The 22,643-nt window shown below is 65.3% G+C and carries 25 protein-coding genes and 1 riboswitch; of the genes, 8 read left to right on the plus strand and 17 right to left on the minus strand.

Annotation, left to right across the window (positions count from 1 at the left end; translation table 11 throughout):
* Window positions 1–14 precede the first annotated feature (14 nt).
* From U5A65_RS17940 to U5A65_RS17960, 5 genes are all read right to left on the minus strand, one after another.
* Entirely contained in the window at window positions 15–404 is a 390-nt protein-coding gene (locus U5A65_RS17940) for a hypothetical protein (RefSeq protein WP_321946912.1), read from the minus strand.
* Between the two features lie 357 nt (window positions 405–761).
* Window positions 762–983, minus strand: a complete 222-nt coding sequence (locus U5A65_RS17945) for a glycine zipper 2TM domain-containing protein (protein ID WP_321934936.1) — start codon at window positions 981–983, stop codon at window positions 762–764.
* A 190-nt stretch (window positions 984–1,173) separates the two neighbouring features.
* Window positions 1,174–3,105 carry a phosphomethylpyrimidine synthase ThiC gene (gene thiC, locus U5A65_RS17950; RefSeq protein ID WP_321909047.1) on the minus strand — a complete coding sequence of 644 codons (1,932 nt, stop codon included), beginning with the start codon at window positions 3,103–3,105 and terminating at the stop codon, window positions 1,174–1,176.
* Between the two features lie 103 nt (window positions 3,106–3,208).
* Window positions 3,209–3,338: riboswitch (TPP riboswitch) on the minus strand.
* A gap of 73 nt (window positions 3,339–3,411) precedes the next feature.
* On the minus strand, window positions 3,412–3,819 hold the full coding sequence (locus U5A65_RS17955) for a GreA/GreB family elongation factor (protein WP_321909046.1): 408 nt from the start codon (window positions 3,817–3,819) through the stop codon (window positions 3,412–3,414).
* Window positions 3,820–4,145: 326 nt separating this feature from the next.
* The gene (locus U5A65_RS17960) at window positions 4,146–4,433 is read right to left on the minus strand and encodes a hypothetical protein (protein ID WP_321946913.1); all 288 of its coding nucleotides are present in this window, start codon (window positions 4,431–4,433) and stop codon (window positions 4,146–4,148) included.
* 108 nt (window positions 4,434–4,541) lie between these two features.
* Here U5A65_RS17960 and U5A65_RS17965 point away from each other — a divergent pair, with 108 nt between their 5' ends.
* Window positions 4,542–5,477, plus strand: a complete 936-nt coding sequence (locus U5A65_RS17965; protein ID WP_321946914.1) for an EamA family transporter — start codon at window positions 4,542–4,544, stop codon at window positions 5,475–5,477.
* A gap of 121 nt (window positions 5,478–5,598) precedes the next feature.
* Here U5A65_RS17965 and U5A65_RS17970 read toward each other — a convergent pair whose 3' ends face one another.
* A complete protein-coding gene (locus U5A65_RS17970; protein ID WP_042264962.1) occupies window positions 5,599–5,736 on the minus strand; it encodes an entericidin A/B family lipoprotein in 138 nt (45 codons plus the stop codon).
* 161 nt (window positions 5,737–5,897) lie between these two features.
* On the opposite strand from U5A65_RS17970, the gene U5A65_RS17975 reads away from it, so the two are divergent.
* Both U5A65_RS17975 and U5A65_RS17980 read left to right on the plus strand, forming a co-directional pair.
* On the plus strand, window positions 5,898–6,059 hold the full coding sequence (locus tag U5A65_RS17975) for a DUF1328 family protein (protein WP_158757523.1): 162 nt from the start codon (window positions 5,898–5,900) through the stop codon (window positions 6,057–6,059).
* Window positions 6,060–6,124: 65 nt separating this feature from the next.
* Entirely contained in the window at window positions 6,125–6,667 is a 543-nt protein-coding gene (locus tag U5A65_RS17980) for a ferritin-like domain-containing protein (RefSeq protein ID WP_321946915.1), read from the plus strand.
* A gap of 15 nt (window positions 6,668–6,682) precedes the next feature.
* On the opposite strand, the gene U5A65_RS17985 is transcribed toward U5A65_RS17980, so the two are convergent.
* From U5A65_RS17985 to U5A65_RS18030, 10 genes are all read right to left on the minus strand, one after another.
* On the minus strand, window positions 6,683–7,897 hold the full coding sequence (locus U5A65_RS17985; RefSeq protein ID WP_321909041.1) for an MFS transporter: 1,215 nt from the start codon (window positions 7,895–7,897) through the stop codon (window positions 6,683–6,685).
* Between the two features lie 126 nt (window positions 7,898–8,023).
* On the minus strand, window positions 8,024–8,851 hold the full coding sequence (locus U5A65_RS17990) for a phosphodiesterase (RefSeq protein WP_321909039.1): 828 nt from the start codon (window positions 8,849–8,851) through the stop codon (window positions 8,024–8,026).
* Between the two features lie 22 nt (window positions 8,852–8,873).
* The gene (locus tag U5A65_RS17995) at window positions 8,874–9,914 is read right to left on the minus strand and encodes an ABC transporter ATP-binding protein (protein WP_321946916.1); all 1,041 of its coding nucleotides are present in this window, start codon (window positions 9,912–9,914) and stop codon (window positions 8,874–8,876) included.
* Window positions 9,911–10,855: an ABC transporter permease gene (locus U5A65_RS18000; RefSeq protein ID WP_415765117.1), complete on the minus strand. Its 945-nt coding sequence runs from the start codon at window positions 10,853–10,855 to the stop codon at window positions 9,911–9,913. Before U5A65_RS18000 ends, U5A65_RS17995 begins: the two co-directional genes overlap by 4 nt.
* Window positions 10,856–10,881: 26 nt before the next feature.
* Window positions 10,882–11,706 carry an ABC transporter permease gene (locus U5A65_RS18005; protein WP_321909035.1) on the minus strand — a complete coding sequence of 275 codons (825 nt, stop codon included), beginning with the start codon at window positions 11,704–11,706 and terminating at the stop codon, window positions 10,882–10,884.
* A 20-nt stretch (window positions 11,707–11,726) separates the two neighbouring features.
* A complete protein-coding gene (locus U5A65_RS18010; protein WP_415765204.1) occupies window positions 11,727–12,761 on the minus strand; it encodes an ABC transporter substrate-binding protein in 1,035 nt (344 codons plus the stop codon).
* Window positions 12,762–12,962: 201 nt separating this feature from the next.
* Window positions 12,963–14,030, minus strand: a complete 1,068-nt coding sequence (locus U5A65_RS18015) for a LacI family DNA-binding transcriptional regulator (protein WP_321909033.1) — start codon at window positions 14,028–14,030, stop codon at window positions 12,963–12,965.
* Between the two features lie 1,010 nt (window positions 14,031–15,040).
* Entirely contained in the window at window positions 15,041–15,313 is a 273-nt protein-coding gene (locus tag U5A65_RS18020) for a hypothetical protein (RefSeq protein ID WP_321946917.1), read from the minus strand.
* 87 nt (window positions 15,314–15,400) lie between these two features.
* On the minus strand, window positions 15,401–16,186 hold the full coding sequence (locus U5A65_RS18025; RefSeq protein WP_321946918.1) for a class I SAM-dependent methyltransferase: 786 nt from the start codon (window positions 16,184–16,186) through the stop codon (window positions 15,401–15,403).
* A 109-nt stretch (window positions 16,187–16,295) separates the two neighbouring features.
* Complete coding sequence (locus tag U5A65_RS18030; RefSeq protein ID WP_321909028.1) at window positions 16,296–16,544, minus strand: hypothetical protein; 249 nt, start codon at window positions 16,542–16,544, stop codon at window positions 16,296–16,298.
* 506 nt (window positions 16,545–17,050) lie between these two features.
* Between U5A65_RS18030 and U5A65_RS18035 the strand changes: the two genes are divergently transcribed.
* The 5 genes from U5A65_RS18035 (at window position 17,051) to U5A65_RS18055 (ending at window position 20,774) form a co-directional block, all read left to right on the plus strand.
* A complete protein-coding gene (locus U5A65_RS18035) occupies window positions 17,051–17,665 on the plus strand; it encodes a glutathione S-transferase (RefSeq protein WP_321909027.1) in 615 nt (204 codons plus the stop codon).
* A 171-nt stretch (window positions 17,666–17,836) separates the two neighbouring features.
* Window positions 17,837–18,091, plus strand: coding sequence for a hypothetical protein (locus tag U5A65_RS18040; protein WP_415765122.1), 255 nt, complete (start codon window positions 17,837–17,839; stop codon window positions 18,089–18,091).
* A gap of 373 nt (window positions 18,092–18,464) precedes the next feature.
* The gene (locus tag U5A65_RS18045) at window positions 18,465–19,868 is read left to right on the plus strand and encodes an FAD-containing oxidoreductase (protein ID WP_321946919.1); all 1,404 of its coding nucleotides are present in this window, start codon (window positions 18,465–18,467) and stop codon (window positions 19,866–19,868) included.
* Window positions 19,869–19,878: 10 nt separating this feature from the next.
* A complete protein-coding gene (locus tag U5A65_RS18050) occupies window positions 19,879–20,253 on the plus strand; it encodes a cupin domain-containing protein (RefSeq protein WP_321934924.1) in 375 nt (124 codons plus the stop codon).
* Between the two features lie 41 nt (window positions 20,254–20,294).
* On the plus strand, window positions 20,295–20,774 hold the full coding sequence (locus U5A65_RS18055; protein WP_321909023.1) for a metallophosphoesterase family protein: 480 nt from the start codon (window positions 20,295–20,297) through the stop codon (window positions 20,772–20,774).
* A 67-nt stretch (window positions 20,775–20,841) separates the two neighbouring features.
* On the opposite strand, the gene proP is transcribed toward U5A65_RS18055, so the two are convergent.
* Complete coding sequence (gene proP / locus U5A65_RS18060; protein WP_321909022.1) at window positions 20,842–22,299, minus strand: glycine betaine/L-proline transporter ProP; 1,458 nt, start codon at window positions 22,297–22,299, stop codon at window positions 20,842–20,844.
* Between the last annotated feature and the right edge of the window lie 344 nt (window positions 22,300–22,643).

Here is a 22,643-nt window from a genome sequence, read left to right on the forward strand (position 1 = left end):
TGTGAGCGTCGATGTCAGTGATGCCTGTGTCCGCCGCCGCCGCTCCAGTAGCCGAAGCCGAATGAGACGGCGGGTGCGCCCCAGCCCCAGCCGTACGCGGGGTAAGGGTAATACGCGGGGTAGGCGGCCGGATAAGCCGGATAAGCCGGATAAGCGGGCCACGCAGGCACGGCAATCGCAACGGGCTGCGTGGAATAGAGCGGACCGGGATACTGTGCGTCGGGCACGGCAACTGGCGCGGGGTTCGGCGCGGTTTGCACGACTGCGGTTTCCTGCTGGGTGGCCGCTACGGGCACGGTGCCGTAGTAGTACGGCGGGTAGCCGTAGGGGGCGTAGTAGTAGCAGCCGGAAAGCGCGGGGAGCAGGGTCGCGGCGGCGATCATACGCACTAACGGACGTTTCATGGCGGGCTCCGCGAATGGCGAACGGCCGCGCAGGGTTATCGCGTTCAGGCTCGGGCCGTTTGATCGTTCGAGCTTACGCCGGACCGGGGCGTTTTGCGTTGCGGCTCGTGAACGGAATGTTTCAAGCGAATCGTTCAAGCGCATGTTTCACGTCGCGCGTGCGTTGACGCTTGACCCACGCAAACGCGGCGCAGCCCGTGTGGGTCTGCGCCGCGCATCCTTCCCTGATGCACGCCTTGAATGGCGTGTTGCCTGTCGTGTCGTTACGGTTGCGTGCCGTCGCATCGATCGTGAGGCTGAACGCGTAGCCGCATCGTCGGTTCGTCCGGCCTTAGGCCTTAATGCTTGCCTTGATGCTTATTTGCCAACCTGATTGCCGATCAAGCCGCCGACTGCCGCGCCGCCCACGGTGGAGAGCGCATTGCCGCCAATCGCAGCGCCGGCCACGCCGCCCACACCCGCGCCGATGACCGTATCGCGGTCGCGTCTCGACATGTTGTCGCATGCAGTCAGGCTGCCCAGCACAGCGACGAGTGTCGTTACCGTGAGCAGCATGCCTGCGCGTTTGAGTGTTTTCATGGGTCGACTCCCTACGCATAGTGCGTTTGAGTGTGAGGTGCGACATGCGCTTTGCGCGCACGCCGCGCCTTCAATACCCTCATCCTAGGCAGCCAACCCGTATCCGGGTGTGTGCGCTTGTCAGAGAGTTGTGGGAGTCGTTAGAAAATGTATCGGCGGGCCGCAAGGGCCCGCCTGGGACACGGTGAGCTTACTGGCGCTGATAAATCTCGGCGCCTTGCTTGATGAACTCGACCGCCTTCACTTCCATGCCTTTTTTCAGGGCTTCGTCGTCGCTCACGCCTTGCTTCGCGGCGAAGTCGCGCACGTCCTGGGTGATCTTCATCGAGCAGAAGTGCGGGCCGCACATCGAGCAGAAATGCGCCACCTTGGCCGAGTCCTTCGGCAGCGTTTCGTCGTGGAACTCGCGCGCCTTGTCCGGATCGAGACCGAGGTTGAACTGGTCTTCCCAGCGGAACTCGAAGCGCGCCTTCGACAGCGCGTTGTCGCGCACCTGCGCGCCCGGATGACCCTTCGCAAGATCGGCCGCATGCGCCGCGAGCTTGTACGTGATGATGCCTTCCTTCACGTCGTCCTTGTTCGGCAAGCCCAGGTGTTCCTTCGGCGTGACATAGCAGAGCATGGCCGTGCCGAACCAGCCGATCATCGCAGCGCCGATGCCCGAAGTGATGTGGTCGTAGCCCGGCGCGATGTCGGTGGTGAGCGGCCCGAGCGTGTAGAAGGGCGCTTCCTTGCACCAGTCGAGCTGAAGATCCATGTTCTCCTTGATGAGTTGCATCGGCACGTGGCCCGGGCCTTCGATCATCACCTGCACGTCGTGCTTCCACGCGATCTGCGTGAGTTCGCCGAGCGTCTTCAGTTCGCCGAGTTGCGCTTCGTCGTTGGCGTCGTAGATCGAGCCGGGGCGCAGGCCGTCGCCGAGCGAGAAGCTCACGTCGTATTCCTTCATGATTTCGCAGATCTCTTCGAAATGCTCATAAATGAAGGACTCCTTGTGATGCGCGAGGCACCACTTGGCCATGATCGAGCCGCCGCGCGAGACGATACCCGTCATGCGGTTCGCGGTGAGCGGCACGTATTGCAGGCGCACGCCCGCGTGGATCGTGAAGTAGTCCACGCCTTGCTCGGCCTGTTCAATGAGCGTGTCGCGGAACATCTCCCACGTGAGGTCTTCGGCCTTGCCGTTGACCTTTTCGAGCGCCTGGTAAATCGGCACCGTGCCGATCGGCACCGGCGAGTTGCGGATGATCCACTCGCGCGTTTCGTGAATGTGCTTGCCGGTCGAAAGATCCATGACCGTGTCGCCGCCCCAGCGGATCGCCCACGTCATCTTGTCGACTTCCTCGCCAATCGACGACGTGACCGCCGAATTGCCGATGTTCGCGTTGATCTTCACGAGGAAGTTGCGGCCGATGATCATCGGCTCGCTTTCCGGGTGGTTGATGTTCGCCGGGATGATCGCGCGGCCGCGAGCGATTTCCTCGCGCACGAACTCGGGCGTGATCGCCTGAAGGGCATTCGCGCCGAAAGCCGCTGCGCCGAACGCCTGGCCCGGATGCTGGCGACCCATCATCGCGGCGAGCTTCGCACCGTTCGGGCCGCTGGCCTTGAGGCTTTCCAGATACTCGGCGCGGCGCTGGTTCTCGCGAATCGCGATGTACTCCATTTCCGGCGTGATGATGCCTTGACGCGCGTAGTGCATCTGCGTGACGTTCTTGCCAGCCTTCGCGCGGCGCGGCGTGCGATGCAGGCCTGGGAAACGCAACTCGGCCGTTGCGGGGTCGGCGGCGCGCTCGCGGCCGTATTCGGAGGAGAGGCCCGGCAGCGCTTCGGTGTCGCCGCGCTTTTCGATCCAGCTCTGGCGCAGCGCGGGCAGGCCCGCACGAATGTCGATCTTCGCTTCCGGATCGGTGTACGGACCCGAGGTGTCGTAGACGTAGATCGGCGGGTTCTTCTCGCCGCCGAAGCCCGTGGGCGTATCCGCCTGCGTGATTTCGCGCATCGGCACGCGGATATCGGGCTGCGAGCCGGTCACGTAGATCTTGCGGGAATTGGGCAGCGGCGCGATCGCGGCTTCGTCGACGTGCGCGTTGGCGGAAATGAACTTCGGATTCGCGTTCATGCGTCTCTCTCTCCATGCAATGCAAAGTGGGAACAGCGGCTTAGCAGGAGACGAGACGGAACGTGGACGGACTTCGCTGTGATGGATGAGGCGTTGAGCGATGTTGCGAAGTCCGGACGCTTCCCTGCGCTGGCATTATCCAGATCAGGTTCAAAGGGTATTTCTCACCCGCGAAATACGCAGCACGACTTTCGTTCGATGCGGCGCATAACGCAGGACCCCCGCGTAAGCAAGGCCAAACGATACACCGCGCTGCGACGATCTGGCAAGTGCCTTTGCGCGCGAGATGTGTCACGCGCGCGGAACTTACAACGTGAAATCCTTCGAGGCTTCGGGCTGAAACAGGATGCGTTCGATCTTCAGTGTTTCGACCGCGCCGCCCGGCGTCGTGAAGCGCACGGCGTTGCCCCGTTTGGCGCCGAGCAGCGCGAGTCCCGCTGGCGAGAACACGTTCAGCCGCCCGGCGTCGACGTTCGCCTCATGGGGATAGACGACGGTGTACGTGAGGGCTTCGCCGTTGCGCTCGTCCACGAGCGTCACCTGCGAGTTCATCGTCACGACATTGGCGGCGACGTCGCGCGGCTCCACGATTACGGCGTGTTCGAGCAGTTCGTCGAGCATGGTTTGACGGGCCGGTGCGGCGCCGGGTTCAGCGGCGCATTTCTCGAGGCGGGCGACGTCGAGTTCGGTGAGGTAGCGGATTTTTTTCGACATGACGGTTCTCCTTGCGATCCAGATGAAAGTCGAGGGACGGGCGAGGGCTGGCGGGCGAAATGGCGCGCGGGCCGCAGCGGGGCGCAACGGATCGGCCCGGAGCCCGACCGAACGGCTCCGATGGCTTGGGGAGGCAGGTTCAGTGCGGACGCCGGGCGGCGGTAAGCGGGGCGGACAGGGGAGGCAGGGCGCGCGCTCGGGTGGACAGCGGCCGCGCCGCCGTTCGCTCGCGGCCGGCTCGCGCACGCGCCCGCGCGCTGCGCAAACTGCGCGGCGGCAAGACGGGGACGGGACGCGAAACAAGCGAAAACATGGCGAACGGCGTGTTAGAAATGAAGTAAATGAAAGTTAAACGAAAGATTCGACCATGCTAGCACGATCTCACAAACCTGGCGCGACGCTGTCGCAGCACCGCGATAGGGTGCGCGATCGGCCATTCCGGCTCGCGCTTCGCACTGTGACGCGAACACAACGACACACCGCGCATAAAGCATCCTGAAAGCATCCGCGACGACCGGCGTTGTTGCATAATGCGGTTCGCCCGTCCCGGGTGTCCTTCGCACTCCGTCCTTTTTCGCGTTCTTGCGCATCTGCACCATGCCGTCGAGCTTCACCCGTCCCGCCGCCTTGCCGCCGGGGCGCCCGCGGTTCTGCCCTTCACGTGCCGCGGCAAAATGACGATGCCTCCCCGTTTGCCTTCACGCGTGAACCCCCAATCTTTCATGTCAACGGTCCTTCAGGCCGCCGCCGCGCTATGGCGTTTCGTGCGCGGCGTGCGGTTGCCGCAGTCGCGCGCCGGGCGCGTCGCGCTCTCGCTCGCGGTTGTCTACTTCGTCTGGGGCTCGACGTATCTCGGCGTGAAGGTTGCGCTCGAATCGTTCCCGCCGCTGCTTCTCTCCGGCTTGCGCAATCTGCTTGCCGGGATCGGGTTGTTCGTCTTTGCCATGCGCCGGCGACCCGTCATGCCGACCCTCCTCGAAGTGCGCAACGCGGGCGTGGTGGGCACGCTGCTCGTGGGCCTGTCGAGCGGCATGCTCGCTTACGGCATGCGGACCGTGGGCACTGGCACGGCGGCCGTGATGGTCGCCACAGTGCCGCTCTTCGCGACCGTGATCTCGGCGGTGACCGGGCGGCGCGTGGCGAAGGCCGAATGGGCTGCGGTCGCGCTCGGTCTCGTCGGCATTGCGATCCTGAGTCATGGCGGCGGTGCTGCGGGTTCGGCGGGCGGCAGCCTCGCGATTCTGTGTGGCGCGCTCTTCTGGGCGATCGGCGCACATCTGGCGGGCAAGCTCAGGTTGCCTACCGATCTGTTCATCGCGACGGCGCTGCAAATCGGCCTCGGCGGCGCCATTTCGACCTCGGTCGCGTGGATCAGCGGCGAACGCATGGGCGAGTTGCACGTTCTGCCGCTCGTGGCGTTCTTCTACCTGATGTTCATCGGCACGATGGCGGCCTACGTCGCCTATGGCTATCTGATCCGCAATACCAGCCCGCTCGTTGCGAGCAGTTGCATGTACGTGAATCCCGTTGTTGCCGTCGCGCTCGGCGCGCTGCTGCTCGGCGAGCCGGTCACGAGTGGCACCGTCGTCGCGACCGTGCTGATTCTCGGTAGCGTGGGTTTGTCGTTCCTCTTCGACGACCGTCGCCGGACCTCCTGAGTTCGTCCTGTCCCGGTGACGCGCCTCGCGTCATTGCGCCACATTGGTGTGCGCGGCCGCCCCGCATGTGTGGTGCGGAGCGGCCGCATCTTCGTCGCTGACCAATCGATGCCAGACGCGATTACTTGGCCTTTTCCGCGGAGTTCGTGAGGGCGTGGCCGCCCGCGGAAACGTCCTCGCCGGCACCCGCCATCGTGTTGCAGGCCGAAAGCGCTGCCAGCGAAGCGGTAACGAGAAAGAGGGCAATCAGGCGTTTCATGAGGAAGTCCTCCACGGTGTCAAAGGTGGCCACTGTCCAGCACGTCGCGTGCCCGGTCATTTGTGCCTCCCTATGTGTCCGCCATCAGGTCCGCTGCTTGCGCTAGCACCGATGCAGGCGCGACATAGCGCAGCACATCCGCCCACAAGGAGGACTACGCCATGCTTCACTACGCCATCGTGTTTTTCATCATCGCGATCATTGCCGCTGTGTTCGGCTTCACCGGCATCGCCGCGGGCGCGGCCGAAATCGCCAAGATCCTGTTCTACATCTTCCTCGTGGTCTTCGTGGTCACGCTATTGCTAGGCGTGATGCACGGATGACGCACGCAATGCCAAACCGCTGCGCACCACCCCGTTCATGCATGCCATGTTTGAAGGAGAGTCAGATGTCGAAGACACACGCTTCGTTCGAGTTCGATCTCAAACGCGTGCGCGATGAAGCGCGCCGCAATCTCGACCAGGGATCGGTCACGCCGGATTACCCGGCAAATCGCCAGACCGTGCTCAAGCTGCTCAACGATTCGCTCGCCACGGAACTCGTGTGCGTGCTGCGCTACAAGCGGCACCATTTCATGGCGAAGGGCATCGAGTCCGAGTCGGTGGCGGCCGAATTTCTTCAGCACGCGAACGAGGAGCAGCAGCACGCCGACATGCTCGCAGCGCGCATCGTGCAACTCGGCGGCGAGCCCGACTTTTCGCCGTCGACGCTAGTCGAGCGCTCGCACTCGGAATACAAGGAAGGGGCCGGCCTGAAGGACATGATTCGCGAGAATCTGATCGCGGAGCGCATCGCGATCGAAAGCTATCGCGCGATCATCAACTATCTCGGCCACGACGACACGACCACGCGGCGCATCTTCGAGCAAATCCTCGCGACAGAGGAGGAACACGCCGACGATATGACTGACCTGCTGTACGCGCACAAATAGCGCGCAGACTCGCCCTCAGGAAGAAGCCTCTGCGCCCGTGCCCACGCGCGGGCGCGTTGCATGGTGAATCCAGCCCGCGAGCGCCGTGAACGCAATGCCGGCCACGCACACGCCGATCCAGCCGAACGCATGCCAGGCCGTCACGCCGACGGCGGAGCCGGTTGCGCCGCCAATGAAGTAGCAGACCATGAACACCGTATTCACGCGGCTGCGCGCCTCGGGGCGCAGCGCGTAGATGCGCGACTGATTCGAGATCTGCGCGGCCTGCACGCCGACGTCGAGCACGATCACGCCGATCACGAGGCCGATCAGGCTCTTGCCCGAGAACGCGAAGATAACGAACGCGAGCGCCATCAGTACGATCGACATCGTGATGACCGCGCGCGGCCCGCGCTTGTCGGCCGAGCGGCCCGCCATGGGCGCGGCCAGCGCGCCCGCCGCGCCGACGATGCCGAAAAGCCCCGCCACCTGCGGCCCGAGATGGAACGGCTCGCCCGCAAGCAGCAGCGTGAGCACGGGCCAGAAGAGGCTGAACGCGGCGAAGAGGCAAGCACCCGTTGCCGACGCTTCGCGCAGGCCCGGCAGCTCCAGCACCAGATGCCACATCGAGCCGAGCAGCTTGCCGTAGCCGAGTTGCGAAGTGGGCTGGCTCTTTGGCAGTTTTTTCACGATCACGACCGCAAGCACGAGCAGCGCGACGATCGACGCCCCGAACACCGCACGCCAGCCAAAGTACTGTCCGACGAACCCGGCCGCCGTACGTGCGAGCAGAATGCCGAGCAAGAGCCCGCTCATCACGGTGCCGACCGCGTGGCCACGCGCCTCGGGCGGCGCGAGTTCGGCGGAAAACGGCACGGCCTGCTGCGCGATGGTGGCGAGGATGCCGATCGCGAGGCTCGCGCCGACCAGAACGGCAAGCGACGGCGCGGTGGCCGCGACGAGCAGGGCGACGCACAAGCCGGCCGTTTGCAGCAGGATGATGCGGCGGCGGTCGTAGCGGTCGCCGAGCGGCGCGAGCAGCAGCATGCCGGCCGCGTAGCCGAGCTGGGTGCCCGCCGGCACGGCGCCGATCCACGCTGCGCCGGCCGGGAAGCTCTGGCGGAAGTCGTCGAGCAGCGGCTGGTTGAAGTAGATGTTCGCGACCGTGACGCCCGCGATGGTCGCGAGCAGGAGCAGCAGGCCGCGCAGCGACTGGCTTTCGCCAGCGGTTGCGGAATCAGGTGTGGACATGAGCGTAATGCGGGTGGCGCCCGGTCAGACGGAAGACAGGCTTCGAGCGTGCCGATCATACCGGAGCGCGCGCAATCGCGCTGACGGCGCGGGAGCGTGCCGCCAGGCGTGCGTCTAGCTGCGCATTCAGCCGATCAGCTCGCCCGAGGGCTCGTAGAACGGATACGGGCCGTCGAACGTCTCGACGTACTCGTGGTGCGTCACGATCCCGCCGTTCGGGTCGTAACGATGCAGCGCAAAGGCGGGCGGCTCGAGCGTGAAGGTGGAGGGCGCATCGGGCGCGAGGTCGAGCGTGACCTGGTGAGCGGGCGCGGGCACGGCCGAGGCAATCGTGCCGCCGAAGCGCACGAACATGGGCCGGTGCACGTGACCGCACAGCACGCGCTCGACGTTGGGATGCCGTGCCACGAGCGCTTCGAGCGCCTGCGCGGCGCGGTCGTCGAGGCGAATCGCATCCATGTGACCAATGCCGCAGTCGAACGGCGGGTGATGGAGCGCGACCACCACGGGCTTGCCGCGCGCCGCCTCGAGCTGCTGCTCGAGCCACGCAAGGCGCGCTTCGCAGAGCGTGCCCGCGCTTTGCCCCGGCTGCATGGAGTCGAGTGCGATCACGCGTAGCGCTCCGAGGTCCACCGCGTACTGGACGAACTCGCCGCCCTCGCGCAGTTCGGGCCGATCGGGAAACACTTCGCGCAGCGGCCCGCGCGCGTCGTGGTTGCCGATCAGGAGCCAGTACGGAATCTCGAGCGTGTCGAGCAGCGTTTTGAGGTGCCGGTATTCTTCGAGCGAGCCCTGATCGACGAGGTCGCCGGTCATGAGCACCGCGTCCGGGCGCGGCGTGAGCGCATTGAGCCGAGCGATGGTGCGTGCAAGGCTCGCGGCCGTATCGACGCGGCGATAGGCGAGCGCGCCCGGTGGCTTGATGTGCAGGTCGCTGATCTGGGCGAGCAGCATGGTAGTCCTCGTTTTGTAAGATTTACGCAAGCGCAATGAGTGCTTCAGGGGCGATCGAGATGCCAACCGGCGTGCCGCGTGCAAGCTCGATGCGACCCGCCACGTCGACGAGCAGGGCATCGGGCGCGGCGCCGCCGATGGTCAGGCGCGTGCGCTCGCCGAGAAAGGTCGCCTGTTCGATGACGCCGCGCAGTTGTGCGCCAACGGGGTCGGCGAGCGTGGCGTCTTCGGGGCGGAAATACAGTTCGGCGGCGCCGGTCGTTTGGGACGCGTTGGCCGGCACGGCGCCGCCGCTCGTGCGCAGCATGCCGCCTTGCCATTCTCCGGCGATCCGGTTCAGCGTGCCGACGAACTGCGCGACTGCACGGCTCGCAGGCTGGAAGTAGATCTCGCGCGGCGTGCCGATCTGCTCGATGCGGCCCGCGCTCATCACGACGATGCGGTCGCCCAGTTCCATCGCCTCGGCCTGATCGTGCGTGACATAGACCGTCGTCACGCCCAGTTCGCGCAAGAGCGCATTCATCTCGCCGCGCAGGGTGTCGCGCAGGCGCGCATCGAGCGCGGTGAGCGGCTCGTCGAGCAGCAGCACACGCGGGCGCGGCGCCAGCGCGCGCGCGAGCGCCACGCGCTGGCGCTGGCCGCCCGAAAGCTGGTTGATGGGCTTGGCCGCGTGCGCTTCGAGGCGCATCATCGCGAGCAGTTCGTCGACACGTGCGCGCGCGTCGGCGGCGGGGACGCGCTGGATTTTCAGGCCATAACCGATGTTGCCGCGCACATCGAGGTTCGGAAAGAGCGCGTAGTTCTGGAACACCATGCCGACCTTGCGCTGCTCGATAGGCTGCGCGGTCACGTCCTCGTCGCCGAAGGCGACATGGCCGCCGGCGTCGGGCGTTTCCAGACCCGCGATCATGCGCAGCGTGGTGGTCTTGCCGCAGCCCGAAGGGCCGAGCAACACCAGCGTTTCGCCTGCGCCGATCGCAAGGTCGAGCGGTTCGAGCACGCGCGTGCCGCGAAACGTTTTCGCGCAGCGCGTGAGCGTAATCGGGATCGGTTCTAGTTTCATTCGGAATCCTTGTTGTTCCTTTGCTGGCCTGCGAGACGCGGCTTGCCAGTTGGCTTTCCTGAGGCGCCAGGTACGTCCACGCCGAGCCATTGCATTGCCACGAGCAGCGGCATCGTCATGAGGAAGAAGAGGATCGTGTAGGCGCTGCCGACTTCGATACGCAGTGACGCGTAGGTGTCCGCGAGGCCCACTGGCAGCGTTTTGGTGTCGGGCGTGTGCAGCATCCACGTGAGGTTGAATTCGCCGATCGAGAGCGTGAGCACCGCGAGCGCGCCTGCCACGATGCCGGGTCGCGCGTTGGGCAGCACGATGGTCGTGAAGCGCTGCCGGAAGCTCGCGCCGAGGCTCGCGGCGCCTTCCTCGAGTGTGCGCAGGTCTGCCGACGCGCACACGGCCGCCACGGGCCGCACCATGAACGGCAGCGTGAACACCACGTGGCCGACCACGATGAACGCCGCACTCATGCGAAACGTGCTGAAGCCGCCGTACACCACGAGCAGCGCGAGCGCCGAAGCGAGGCCGGGCAGAGCCACGGGCAGCACGAGCAACTCCTCGATAAAACGCGAGAGGCGCGTGCGGCTGCGTGCGAGCGCATAGCCCGCGGGTACGCCGGTCACTAGCGTGATGGCGAGCGTGGCGGCCGCCACTTCGAGCGAGAGGAATACACTCGCGTGATACTGCGTCCAGACCTGGTCGAGCCAGCGCAGCGTGAGGCCGCTCGCCACGCCGCGAAAATAGTTGACGGTGAGCCCCGCGACGATCGACATCACGACAGGCACGACGAGAAACGCGCACGTGGCAAGCGTGACGAGCCATTGCGCGCAAGCAATCCACGTGCGCGCCGAGGGCAGTGCGACGCGCCGCCGCGCGGCAGGCGGCTGGCCCGGCGCTTCGTGCATGTCTTGCGTTGCCGAAGCTGCGGAATTGACGACCGAATTCATTCTGGAGTCCTCGAAAACCACGGTGCTCATGCCGTGGCCGCGACGGCCGCACCCGTCACGCTGCGCGCGAGCGTGAGCACCGCCCACGTGACGAGACCGAGCACGATGGACAGGCCCGCCGCCGTCACCATGTTGGCGTTGAGCGTGAACTCGGTGTAGATGGTCATCGGCAGAACGTCGATGTCGGTGGCGAGCGTGAACGCGGTGCCAAACGCACCCATCGCGGTCGCGAAACAGATCGCCCCTGCAGCGACGAGGCCGGGCGCGAGCGCAGGCAGGATCACGTCGCACAGCACGCGCCACGACGACGCGCCAAGCGAACGCGCGGCTTCTTCGAGCGAGCCGTCGAGCTGGCTTGCGCAGGCCATCACGGTCACGATCACGCGCGGAATCGAAAAGTACAGGTAGCCCGCGAAGAGTCCCGCCATCGAGTAGGCGAAGACCCAGCGCTCGCCGGTGAGCCGCAGCGAAAGCGCGCCGATGAGTCCCTGGCGGCCTGCGAGCATGATGACCATGAAGCCGACCACCACGCCCGGAAACGCCAGCGGAAACGTGAGCAGCGCGACGAGCGCACGGCGTCCCGCGAACGTGCGCCTTGCGAGCAGAAGGCCGCAGATCGTGGAGATCACGAGCGTGGCCGCGGTGACGGCGGCCGAGAGCGCGATGGTCGCGGCGAGGCTTCTCATGTAGCGGCCATTCGTGAGCAGCGCGCGATAAGTCTCGATGAAGTGTCCGTCGGCGCTCACCTGAACGAGCGCGATCATCGGCAGCAGCCAGAAGGCGAGGAACACCGCGAGCGCGGGCGCGACGAGCGCCACGCGCCAGCGCAACGGAAAGGTGAGGTCATGCATGGAAGTGATTGGCCGGAGTCTCAGTGCATGATCTGCAGATAGCGCTCGCCAAACGTCTGCTGCTGCGCCGCCATCTTCGCGAAGTCCACTGGCTTTGCACGCGCGTAGTCGCTCGCTGGCAGGAACTTCGAAGCTGCTTCCGGCGAGAGCGCGCTCGCGCGCACCGGGCGCAGGTAGGCATTCGCCCAGAGCTTCTGGCCTTCGTCGGAGAGCACGAAGTCGAGCACCTTCTTGCCGTTCGCTTCGTGCGGCCCGTTCTTCACGAGGCTCATCACGTAGGGCACCGAAATCGTGCCTTCCTTCGGGATGACGAATTCGACGTTCGCGTGGTCCTTGTATTTTGCGCGGTAGGCGTCGAAGTCGTAGTCGAGCAGGATGGGAATTTCACCCGAGAGCACGCGTGCGTACGCGGTCTGCTTCGGCACGATCGGCTGGTTGGCCTTGAGCTTGCCGAACCATTCGAAGGCGGGCTGGAAGTTGTCGAGCGTGCCGCCCAGCGCGAGATTCACAGCCACTGCGCCCGCATAGCCCACGAACGCGCTCGACGGATCGAGGTAGCCGACCATGCCCTTGTACTCGGGCTTGAGGAGATCGGCCCACGAGCGCGGGACCGGCTTGCCTTCGAGCGCATCCTTGTTGACGAAAAAGCCGAGCGTGCCCGAGTGGATGGCGAACCAGTAACCTTGCGGGTCCTTCAGGTCAGCAGGAATGTCGCTCCAGTGCGCGGGCTTGTACGGTGTGATCACGCCCTTGTCCTTCGCCTGGAATGCCGACGACACGCCGAGGTAGACGACATCGGCGACCGGGCTTTTCTGCTCGGCCATCAGTTGTGCGATGGATTGTCCGGAGTTCTTGTTGTCGAACGGCACGCGAATGCCGGTCTCTTTCTGGATCGCCTGGATCTGGCTTGCCCAGTCGGCCCATTCGGGCGGGCAGTTGTAGCAGATCGCGGTTTCATCGGCCTGTGCCGTGAGCGGCGCGGCAAGACCGGCCACGAGGGCGGCGGCGGATGCGGCGAGGGGCAGCGCATGCGAGAGGTGAGTCAAGCGCCGCAACGGCGCAGCTAGCGTGCGCAGGGCAGCGCGCACGGGTGCAAGCGAAAGCGGGCCGGCAAAGGCGAGTCGGCGGGTCACGGCAGGTCTCCAGGTCGGTTGCGAGAGCGTACTGGTGGATGAGGGCCGCGTGCGTGCACGGCCCGGATTGTTCAGGTTGTTCGGTGTGTTACTAAGGCCTGCTGATGGTTCTGCAAAAGCGCCTCACGAAAGCGCGCCGCCGAGTTCGAGGTTGCGATCGATCGCAACCCCGCGCGCGCCGAGCGGCGCGTGGGCGATCGCCGCGATGGTGCCGCCCGCGCGCAACGTGTGCGGCAGCGTATTGGCGAGCGCTCCCGCGTACTGGCCGCCGATGCGCGCCATCAGGCATTGCCACGCTTCGCGGCCAATGTCGCGGTTCGGCGTGCCGATGCTCGCGAGCGGCGGCGCGAGCAGTTCGCTCATCGCGAGGCCGTCGAAGCCGAGAATCGACATGTCCTGTGGCACGCGCAGGCGTGCGCGGCGCAGCCCGCGCATGACGACCATGGCGAGCAGGTCGTTGCTGCAGAAGAGGGCCGTGGGGCGCGCGGGCCCGCTCGTCAAATGTGCGAGCACCGAAGGCGCGAGCTCTTGCGCATTGAAATCGATTTCAAGGGCCGGCGCAGGCGTGAGGCCGGCTTGCTGCATCGCGAGAGCATAGCCGGCATGACGCTGGCGCGCGCGGTCGGAGGCGGCCAGCGTGCCGGCCAGCATGAGGATGCGGCGATGGCCGTGCGCGATCAGCATGCGCACGCCGTCGCAGGCGGCCTGGTGGTTGTCCACCGACACCGAAGGGCGGCGCTTCGTGTCGTTGTGCATCAGCACGTAGAGCGGGCCGTCGGCGTCGAGTTCGTCGAGCAACGGATGCGTGTCGGCGTCGGCGACGGTCAGGATCAGGCCTTCGACACGTTGCGCGCGCAACGTCTCGATCGCGTGGCGCTCGCGATCGGCGTCGTACTGCGTGGTCATCAGCATGAGGCGAAAGCCCTGCGCGCAGGCAAGCTCGTCGATGCCTTGCAGGCACTCCGCGAACACCGGATTGGCGAGCGTGGGCAGCACCACGCCGATGAGCCGCGTGCGCTCGCCGCGCAACTGGCGGCCGAGCGGGTTCGGGCGGAACTTCAGCGCGTCGATGGCTTCGCGCACCCGCGCGAGCGTGATGGGGTTGACGGTGTGCGGTGCATTGATCGCACGCGACACCGTGGCGATCGAGAATCCGGCGTGTGCGGCGACATCCTTGATGGTTGGCGTCATGCGAGCGGCCCCGGCGTCGTTGTAAACGTTTTCGATGGGGCCGATTATGAAAAATGCGTATGACCGGCAGATGACGGACGTGCTAGCCGGTCGTGGCTTTGGGGCATGCGCCGCACAATGGTAGAATCGCGTCCGCCCTGCCGGGGTGATGAAATTGGTAAACATAGCGGACTTAAAAAACGATTGAGTGCCCGACCGGAAACGGCCGGTGCAGAACCCCTCAAATTCGGCGAACCCCCTGGGCCATCAAGCGCGTTGCGCGCGAGGCGCCGAGGCAACGCCGAGCCAAGCCGGCTGCTGCGCAAAGCGGCGGTCAGGAAGGTGTAGAGACTAGACGGGGGGCGCCTAAGGCGCGCGCGGCGTGACACACGCGGCGCTTCGCGACGGCGAAGGCATAGTCCAGCGCACGAACGCGCGTCCGTACAGGCACGCGTGGCGTCGAAAGACGTGGTGTGACGAAAATCCGCCGCCTAACGGCTTGCCGGTTCGAGTCCGGTCCCCGGCACCAGATGTTGTTCCAGTGGATTCCGCTGGAATCCTGAAACCCGCGATAGCGTTCAGCTTCGCGGGTTTTTTATTTGCACGGCTAAATCCGTGCGGACGCACGAAAGGAGAGCGGTTACGGCGAAGGGAAGGGCAGAAGAAGGCGGGAAAAAACTCACTGCTGCCGCGCGAAATGGCGGCGCATGAATCAGTCGGGCGCTGCGCCGCAACAAGGCGCTTGCGCACTCAACGATTGCCGATCTTCCCGGTGATGGGATTGATCAACCTTGCGAACCCGAACAATGCCGCAATGCCGAAGGGGCAGGCGACGAAGAATGCGGTCAACATGACTCGGCCCTAAACGTAACAAAATGTATCGTCAGTTTAGCCCGGTCATGCGGTTTGGGTATCAGGGTGAACGACAACAAACTATTGCGCTATCGCAAGGAATTGAGTCCTCAACGCTGGGGGAAACGGGCTGTAACGCCCGTCTGGCGCGGGTAGGCGAAAAGACTGTGCGAATCTCATCAGATGCAGTCGAAGATTACCTCTACTGTCTGTGACGTCACACCGCGCAAGCCTTCGCTATGGATCTCGACCGTGTGTAGCTGCTTCTTCTGCTTTTCGCAGTAGTCCTCGGCTTCGCTGAGCCCGACGGCGCGCACGTGATTCCACGAAACCAGATCCCAGCGCGCGCGGCTCGTGACGGTGAGATGGCCATCCTGTCTCGAATTGACGGCAGTCACCGATGTGCACGCCGTCAGCATGCTCATTACAAACAACAGGACGTAACCTTTCATAGATTCTCCGTGGTCCGCGAGCATTCTCGCCGCCAACCCGGGGCATTGGCAACCCAAAGCAATGCGCTTCGGCTCCGCTTCGGCTCGTTAGGGTTGCTTGATGCAGTGGAACGCTGCCGTGCCGTAGGGCACTGTCACGACAGCTTGGCCGCGCAACTCGGGCTCCGAATCGATCAGTGCGCGCAGTTCGGCTTCGATGCGGGCCTGCTCTTCGGGCGGCAAGGCCGCAATGAAACTCGTGGACTTCACCCGCGCGACGATCACGTCCTCTGGCGAACCAGTGTGGCCTTGCACGAAGCGCTGCTCGTGCAGCGGCCCGAATCCGGCAAACGGGAAGGCGTTGCGCCACTGGCCCGTGTAGTAGCGCGGCGTGTCGTCTTCGGCGCGGTTGACGATGGCGTCGAGCCGCGCGACCCATTCGACGCTCGCGTCGCGCAGGTTCCAGATCAGGCCGAGGCGGCCGCCGGGTTTGAGCACACGCAGCATTTCGGCGAGCGAGGCCGAGTTGGCGAACCAGTGGAAAGCCTGCGCACACACGATCGCGTCGACGCTGGCGTCACCGAGCGGGAGCAACTCTGCCGTACCCGCACGGGTGTCGACTGCGGGTAACGCGGCGGCAAGCTTCGCCCGCATGGCGGCTACGGGCTCGACGGCGATCACGTGGGAGCCGGTTTCCAGCAAGCGTCGAGTGAATTTGCCAGTGCCGGCGCCCAGATCGACGACTGTCGCGCCGGGGCCAAGGCTGAGCGTGTCGCGCAACCAGGCGTTGACTTCGGGCGGGTAATCGGGGCGGCCGCGCACGTAGTGGTCAGCTGCGGCGGGCGTGTAGCCCTGTTCGGCCGAGTGGTGTACGGCGTTGGGCGGGTTGCTCATGAGCGCGCTCCGGCGGTGGGTCCGCGAGCGAGCATAGCACTGCGTGCGGCGCCGTCGAATGGCGCCCGCACCGCGCAACGCGCCCGGATGGGCGCGCGGCGCAAGGCAATCAGTCGTGGGCGATCAGGTCGCCGACTTGACCCTGGCCCGACACGAGACAGGAAGAGAGGAAGTTTTCGCTCTGGCTGTTCGCGCCGCGCTCGCCGAATCCGCGCACGAGCGCTTCGGCCTTAACGAGTGCGGAGCCCTGGGCGCAGGTCAGCGAGCCAGCCTCGTGAGCCTGCACACGTGTCATGGCCCGATTCGCGAGGAGGAGTGCGAGGACGATGACAACACCAACATTGAATGCTTGTCTCATGATTTCGTCTCCTTGTGCATTCAGACTATCTCAGCCGTTCGGCGTCCGAATCCAGGAGTTTCCCGGCGATGCACTGCAGCACATGTGGCGCATAAAAACGCGCTTTCATGCGGTCTGCGTAATGCTTCGGCCTCCTTCGCTTGGCGCTTTCGAGCCGCTGCGCCTTGAGTAGCGTGGCACGGCAAAAAAGCGCTCAAACGCAGGGCCGGGCGCTGCGTCGCAACAATGTCGCGACGCGTCAGATTCGACGTCTGCTAACAAATGTAGCTCCGTTGTGCGCAGAGCTGGACGTGGCACATCGACACGGTGTGTTTTTGCACAACGCGCCGCCGGAAAACCACCATGCGGCACTGTTTTTCCGCCCGCTGCAAGCGTGGAAAGGCGGAAACGCCATGCACGGGCCGCGGCATGACGCCCGACCCCGCTGCGTCCGGCTGTCTTGAAATACGGCGGGGCTTCCTGCAAGATCGACGCCCGATCCCTTTTTTCCTGTGCGAGGTGAACCCATGCAGTTGATCGGCATGATGGACTCCCCCTATGTGCGTCGCGTCGCGATTTCGCTTCATGTGCTCGGCCTGCCGTTCGAGCACCGCAGCATTTCGGTTTTTCGGCAGTACGACGAATTTGCCCAGATCAATCCCGTCGTGAAGGCCCCCACCTTTATCGACGACGACGGCACGCAGCTGATCGACTCGACGCTGATCCTCGACTACCTGGACCACAAGGTGCCCGCCGCGCAGCGGCTCATGCCGGAGGAGACCCAGGAGCGGACTTTTGCACTGCGCGTGAACGGTTTCGCGCTCGCGGCCATGGAAAAGACGGTGCAGCAGGTCTACGAGCGCGAATTGCGTCCCGCCGAGCGCCAGCACGAGCCTTGGTTCGAGCGCGTGAACGCCCAGATGCATGCGGCGTGGGCCGTGCTCGACCAGCTCGTTGCGGGCCGCGACGGCTGGCTGTGCGCGGGCCGTATCACGCAAGCCGACATCACCGCGGCCGTTGCGTGGCGTTTCAACCAGTACATCCTGCCTGGCTGCGCCGATCCCGCCCGATATCCGGCGATTGCCGCGCTTTCCGCGCGCGCTGAGACGCTGCCGGTGTTCGTTGCCACCCCCCTCGACTGAAGCACGCCCGCGCCAGCCGGGCCTCGCGCAAAGCACCGTGTGGCGGGGCGAGGAGCAACGCCGCACCCGATGCCTCCGCCAGTCTTTCGATTGTTTGCGATTTTCGACAAGTGACTTCGCGGACGGCCCATTTATCAGCGCACGCTGCATTCCTAGAATGACAACCATCGAATGACCCTGCGTCAGGAGGACGCGGGGCATGCAGCGGGAGCGGTCATGAAATCCTTTATCGAACGACAGTTGTATCAGCCAGCGTTGGTTCTACCGATGGTGGACCTGATGCAGCTGATGGTGTCGGTCGACTTCAACTTGGGGCAAGTCGGGCTGATGGTGGCAACGCGCGGTGCGCGCGCCGCGTTCCAGCGTTCGCGCGAACTGTGGAGCGCGGGCCATGGGGAAGGTGCGCCCGCCGATTGCGTGCACTGATCGCACGTGCACTGAATTTGCCTGACTTTAACGACGGAATCTCCAATCGCCTATTCATCGAACGCCTGACGCAAACGCGCACTGACGTTCGCCGATCCCCCTGACGCGCAGCGGCTTCGCCCGTTTGCTGTTGTGACGTCACCCTGTGAGCCGCCTCGACGTGTGAGGCGGCTCTTTTTTTGCGCGATCGTCGTCCTTCGCGATGCGCGCCGATACCGACCCGATTCGCTGAATCACACTGGCGGCGGTGGCCGTTCGTCGCGCGTAAGATGGCGCGATCTGCCGCTCGTTCACGGCGCGCGGCCAGTCGGCTCAGGCGCAATTCGCGGTTCAACTTGCGGCTCAACTCGGGTCAACGGCAAAGGAGGGCGGCATGGCACAGCGTTTCGATGCGATCGTGATCGGCACGGGGCAGAGCGGGCCGCCGCTCGCCGTGCGGCTTGGCAAAAGCGGCCGCAAGACGGCGGTGATCGAGCGCGCGTCGTTCGGCGGGACCTGCGTGAACGTGGGCTGCACGCCGACCAAGGCGTATGTCGCTTGCGCGCGTGCCGCGCACGTGGTGCGCCATGCGGCAGATTTCGGTGTGCAACCCGGAAAGGGCGCGCAGCCGGGCGACGTTCGCGTCGATCTCGCGTTCGTGAACGCGCGCAAGGAGCGCATCATCGCGGCGTCGCGCGATGGCGTCGAAAGCTGGCTGCGCCATACGCCGAACGTCACCGTGTTTACGGGGCACGCGCGCTTCGCGGGCGCGCATGCGGTGCGCGTCGCTGCGCGCGACGGTACGCAGATCGATCTCGAAGCGCCCGAGATCTTCATCAACACGGGCACGCGCGCGCAAATTCCCGCCATTCCCGGCCTCGAGACGATCCGCTACGAAACCAATTCGACGCTGCTCGCGCTCGAGCAACTGCCCGCGCATCTGGCGATCTGCGGCGGCAGCTACGTGGCGCTTGAGTTCGCGCAGATGTTTCGCCGCTTCGGCAGCCTCGTGACGGTGCTCGTGCGCGGGCAACGCGTGCTCGCTCGCGAGGACGACGATTTCTCGCGCGCCGTACAGGACGTGCTTGCGCGCGAAGGCGTGGAATTTCGCTTCGGCGCCGAACCGCGCAGCGTCTCGCCGCTCGAAGGCGAGGCGGGCGTGCGCATCGCGCTCGACAGCGGCCCGCTTGACGTTTCGCATCTGCTCTTTGCAACGGGGCGCCTGCCGAACACCGACGATCTGGGGCTCGACGCCGCTGGCATCGAGCGTGACGCGCACGGGCTCATCGCTGTGGATGGTCAATTGCGTACGCGCGTTGAGGGCATCTGGGCATTGGGGGACGTGAACGGTCGTGGCGCGTTCACGCACACGTCATACGACGATTTCCAGATCGTCGCGGCGAATCTGCTGGACGGCAAATCGCGCAGCGCCGACACACGCATTCCCGCTTACGCCGTGTACGTCGATCCGCCGCTTGCGCGCGTTGGCATGAGCGAGCGCGACGTGCGCGAGCGCGGCAAACCCGCGCTGATCGCGACGATGCCGATGTCGCGCGTGGGCCGCGCGCGCGAACGCGGCGAGACCGACGGCTTCATGAAGGCGCTGGTGGATCCGCAAACGCAACGCATTCTCGGCGCGGCGATATTCGGCATCGAGGGCGACGAGGCAATCCACACGTTCATCGACACGATGACGGCCGACGCGCCCTACACGACGCTGCAATACGCGATGCACGTGCACCCGACTGTGAGCGAACTGGTGCCCACGTTGCTCGACGGCCTGAAACCGCTTGAATGAGCGCTTCTGCATGAACGAACCGAACAGCGCCGCGTTTGGCAACCTCTTTGCAGGCATCAACCCGGACGCCACTGAAGAGCGCTTCGATACGCTCGTTTCGCGCGACGGGGTGCTGATCGAACGCATCGTCTCCACAGGCCAGGCGAGCCCGCCAGGATTCTGGTACGACGATGCGCGCGAAGAGTGGGTGGCGCTCCTCGTCGGCGCGGCGACGCTGGAATTCGAAGATGCGGCGCAGCCGCCGCGACGCCTGCTGCCCGGCGACTACGTGCATATTCCGGCGCACTGCCGCCATCGCGTGTCGTGGACTGATCCGAGCGTGCCGAGCGTATGGCTCGCGGTGTATATCGGCGCGGCGCAAGGTGAAGGCGACAGCGAGGCGTGAGCGCGGCGATAATCGGCACTATTGAACCGATACGCAATGTCATGCCCACGAACTATCCCCTGCGCGTCGCTCTGGTTTCCGACACGCACAATCTCGTGCGTCCCGAGTTGCTCGCCTTCGTCGAGGGCGCGGATGCCATCGTGCACGCGGGCGACATCTGCGATCAACGCGTGCTCGACACGCTCGCGGCCATCGCGCCGCTCACTGTCGTGCGCGGCAACAACGACCATGGCGCGTGGGCCGAGGCGTTACCCGTGCAGATCGTCGTCGAGCTTGGCGGCGTTCGACTTGCGGTGGTCCACGAACTGCCGGATCTGCACGGCGATCCTGCCGGCGAAGGGATTGCCGTTGTGGTGAGCGGGCATTCGCACAAGCCTGCGCTGGAAACGCGCGAGGGCGTGCTGTACGTGAATCCCGGCAGCGCGGGGCCGCGCCGCTTCAAGCTGCCCATCTCGGCGGCGATGCTGACGATCGGGAAGGACGGCGCGTTGCACGTCGAACACGTCAATCTCGTGGAATAACGAAACGAGCGCGCAAGAAAAAAGGCCAGCGCGAGGCTGGCCTTTTTTGCGTTTCAGCGGTGCCGTATCAGGCGCGCACTGCGTTGCCGACAGCGTACTCCTCGTCGAGTTCGCGTGCGAGACGCACGCCGCGCAGTACGGCATGCGCTTCTGCCTTGGTGCTCACGCTCGGCGCCGAGCCCGGCAGCGGTCGGCGCGCCGTTTCATGCAGCGCCAGCACCGAGATGATGCCGATCACCGCCGCGCCCATCAGGTAGTAGGCGGGCATCATGAGGTTCTGCGTGTGCTCGACGAGCCAGGCTGCCACGAGCGGCGTCGTCCCGCCGAACAGCGACACCGACACGTTGAAGCCGATGGCGAGCGCGCCGTAACGGATCGCGGTCGGGAACAGCGCCGGCAGCGCCGAGGGCATCACGCCCGTGAAGCACGAGAGCAGCGCGCCGAGAATCAGGAGACCGAAGAACACCGGCACGAGCTCGCCCGTCTGGATCAGTGTGAGCGACGGGATCGACAGCAGGATCAGGCCCACGCAGCCCGCGAGCATGACCGGCTTGCGGCCCACGGCGTCGGAGAGGCGGCCGAACGCGAGCGTCATCGGCATCATGAGGACCATCACGATCAGCACGAGGAACAGGCCGTGCGTTTCGTTGAAGTGCAGCGTGGCCGAAAGATAGCTCGGCAGATACGACAGCGCCATGTAGTCGGTCACGTTGAAGATCAGCACGAGACCCACGCACAGCAGGAAGGGGCGCAGATGCTGCGTGAGCAGCGAGTGCAGCGTGAGCTTCGGGCGCGCGTGCTCTTCGGCTTCGCGCAGTTCCGCTTCGCGCTTGAACGCGGGCGTTTCTTCGAGCTTCGTGCGGATATACAGACCCACGAGGCCGAGCGGACCCGCGATCATGAACGGCACGCGCCAGCCCCAGTCGAGCAGTTGCTGGTGCGAGAGCATGGCGGTCAGCACCGCAACCGTGCCCGCGCCGAACACATAGCCGATCAGCGTGCCGAATTCGAGGAAGCTGCCCATGAAGCCACGGCGCTTGTCGGTGGCGAATTCGGCGATGAAGGTCGCAGCGCCCCCGTATTCGCCGCCGGTCGAGAAGCCCTGCACGAGGCGCGCCACCAGCAGCAGCGCGGGCGCTGCAATGCCGATCGAGTGATACGAGGGAATCAGGCCGATGGCAAAGGTGCCGCAGGCCATCATGATCATCGTCATCGCGAGCACGCGCTGGCGGCCGATGCGGTCGCCGAGCGGCCCGAACACCATGCCGCCGATCGGGCGCACGAGGAACGCGGCCGCGAACGTGCCGAACGTGGCGATGAGCTGTGCCGAGGGGCTGCTCGACGGGAAGAACACCTGGCCGAGCGTGACGGCGATGTAGCTGTACACGCCGAAGTCGAACCATTCCATGGCGTTGCCGAGCGCCATGGCGCCGACGGCGCGTTTGAGGAGGCTTTTGTCGACGATCGTGATGTCGTCGAGGGTAAGGTCGGTCTGGGCCGACGAGCCGGAAGTGGAAGCGGTCAAGGTCTGCATCTCCAATGACTGCGACGAGCCCCACGCGAGCCCGCCACGGTTGCCGGAGAGTGCCGTTTCGCGATAGCGGCGACATTTCGCGCACGGCGCGCCGCATGTCGTCAGGGACGAGGGCGGGCCGATGACGCATCGCACAAGGCGAGCGGCGCACGAAAGCAATGCTGAGGTGTCGCGAAACGACACTCGGACGAATTGTGTTTAACGTAGCGCCTGCGTGGCCGTGGAAGGGGGGCAGGGCGCATGAGGACGCTGGACCGGCATGAGGTGCACGGTAAAGCGCCGCTGAAACGAAAAAGAAGCCCGCGTGGCGGAGCGTTCCTTTTGTCATCTGCGCA

This window comes from Paraburkholderia sp. J10-1, from assembly GCF_905220165.1.
Classification (GTDB): Bacteria; Pseudomonadota; Gammaproteobacteria; order Burkholderiales; family Burkholderiaceae; genus Paraburkholderia.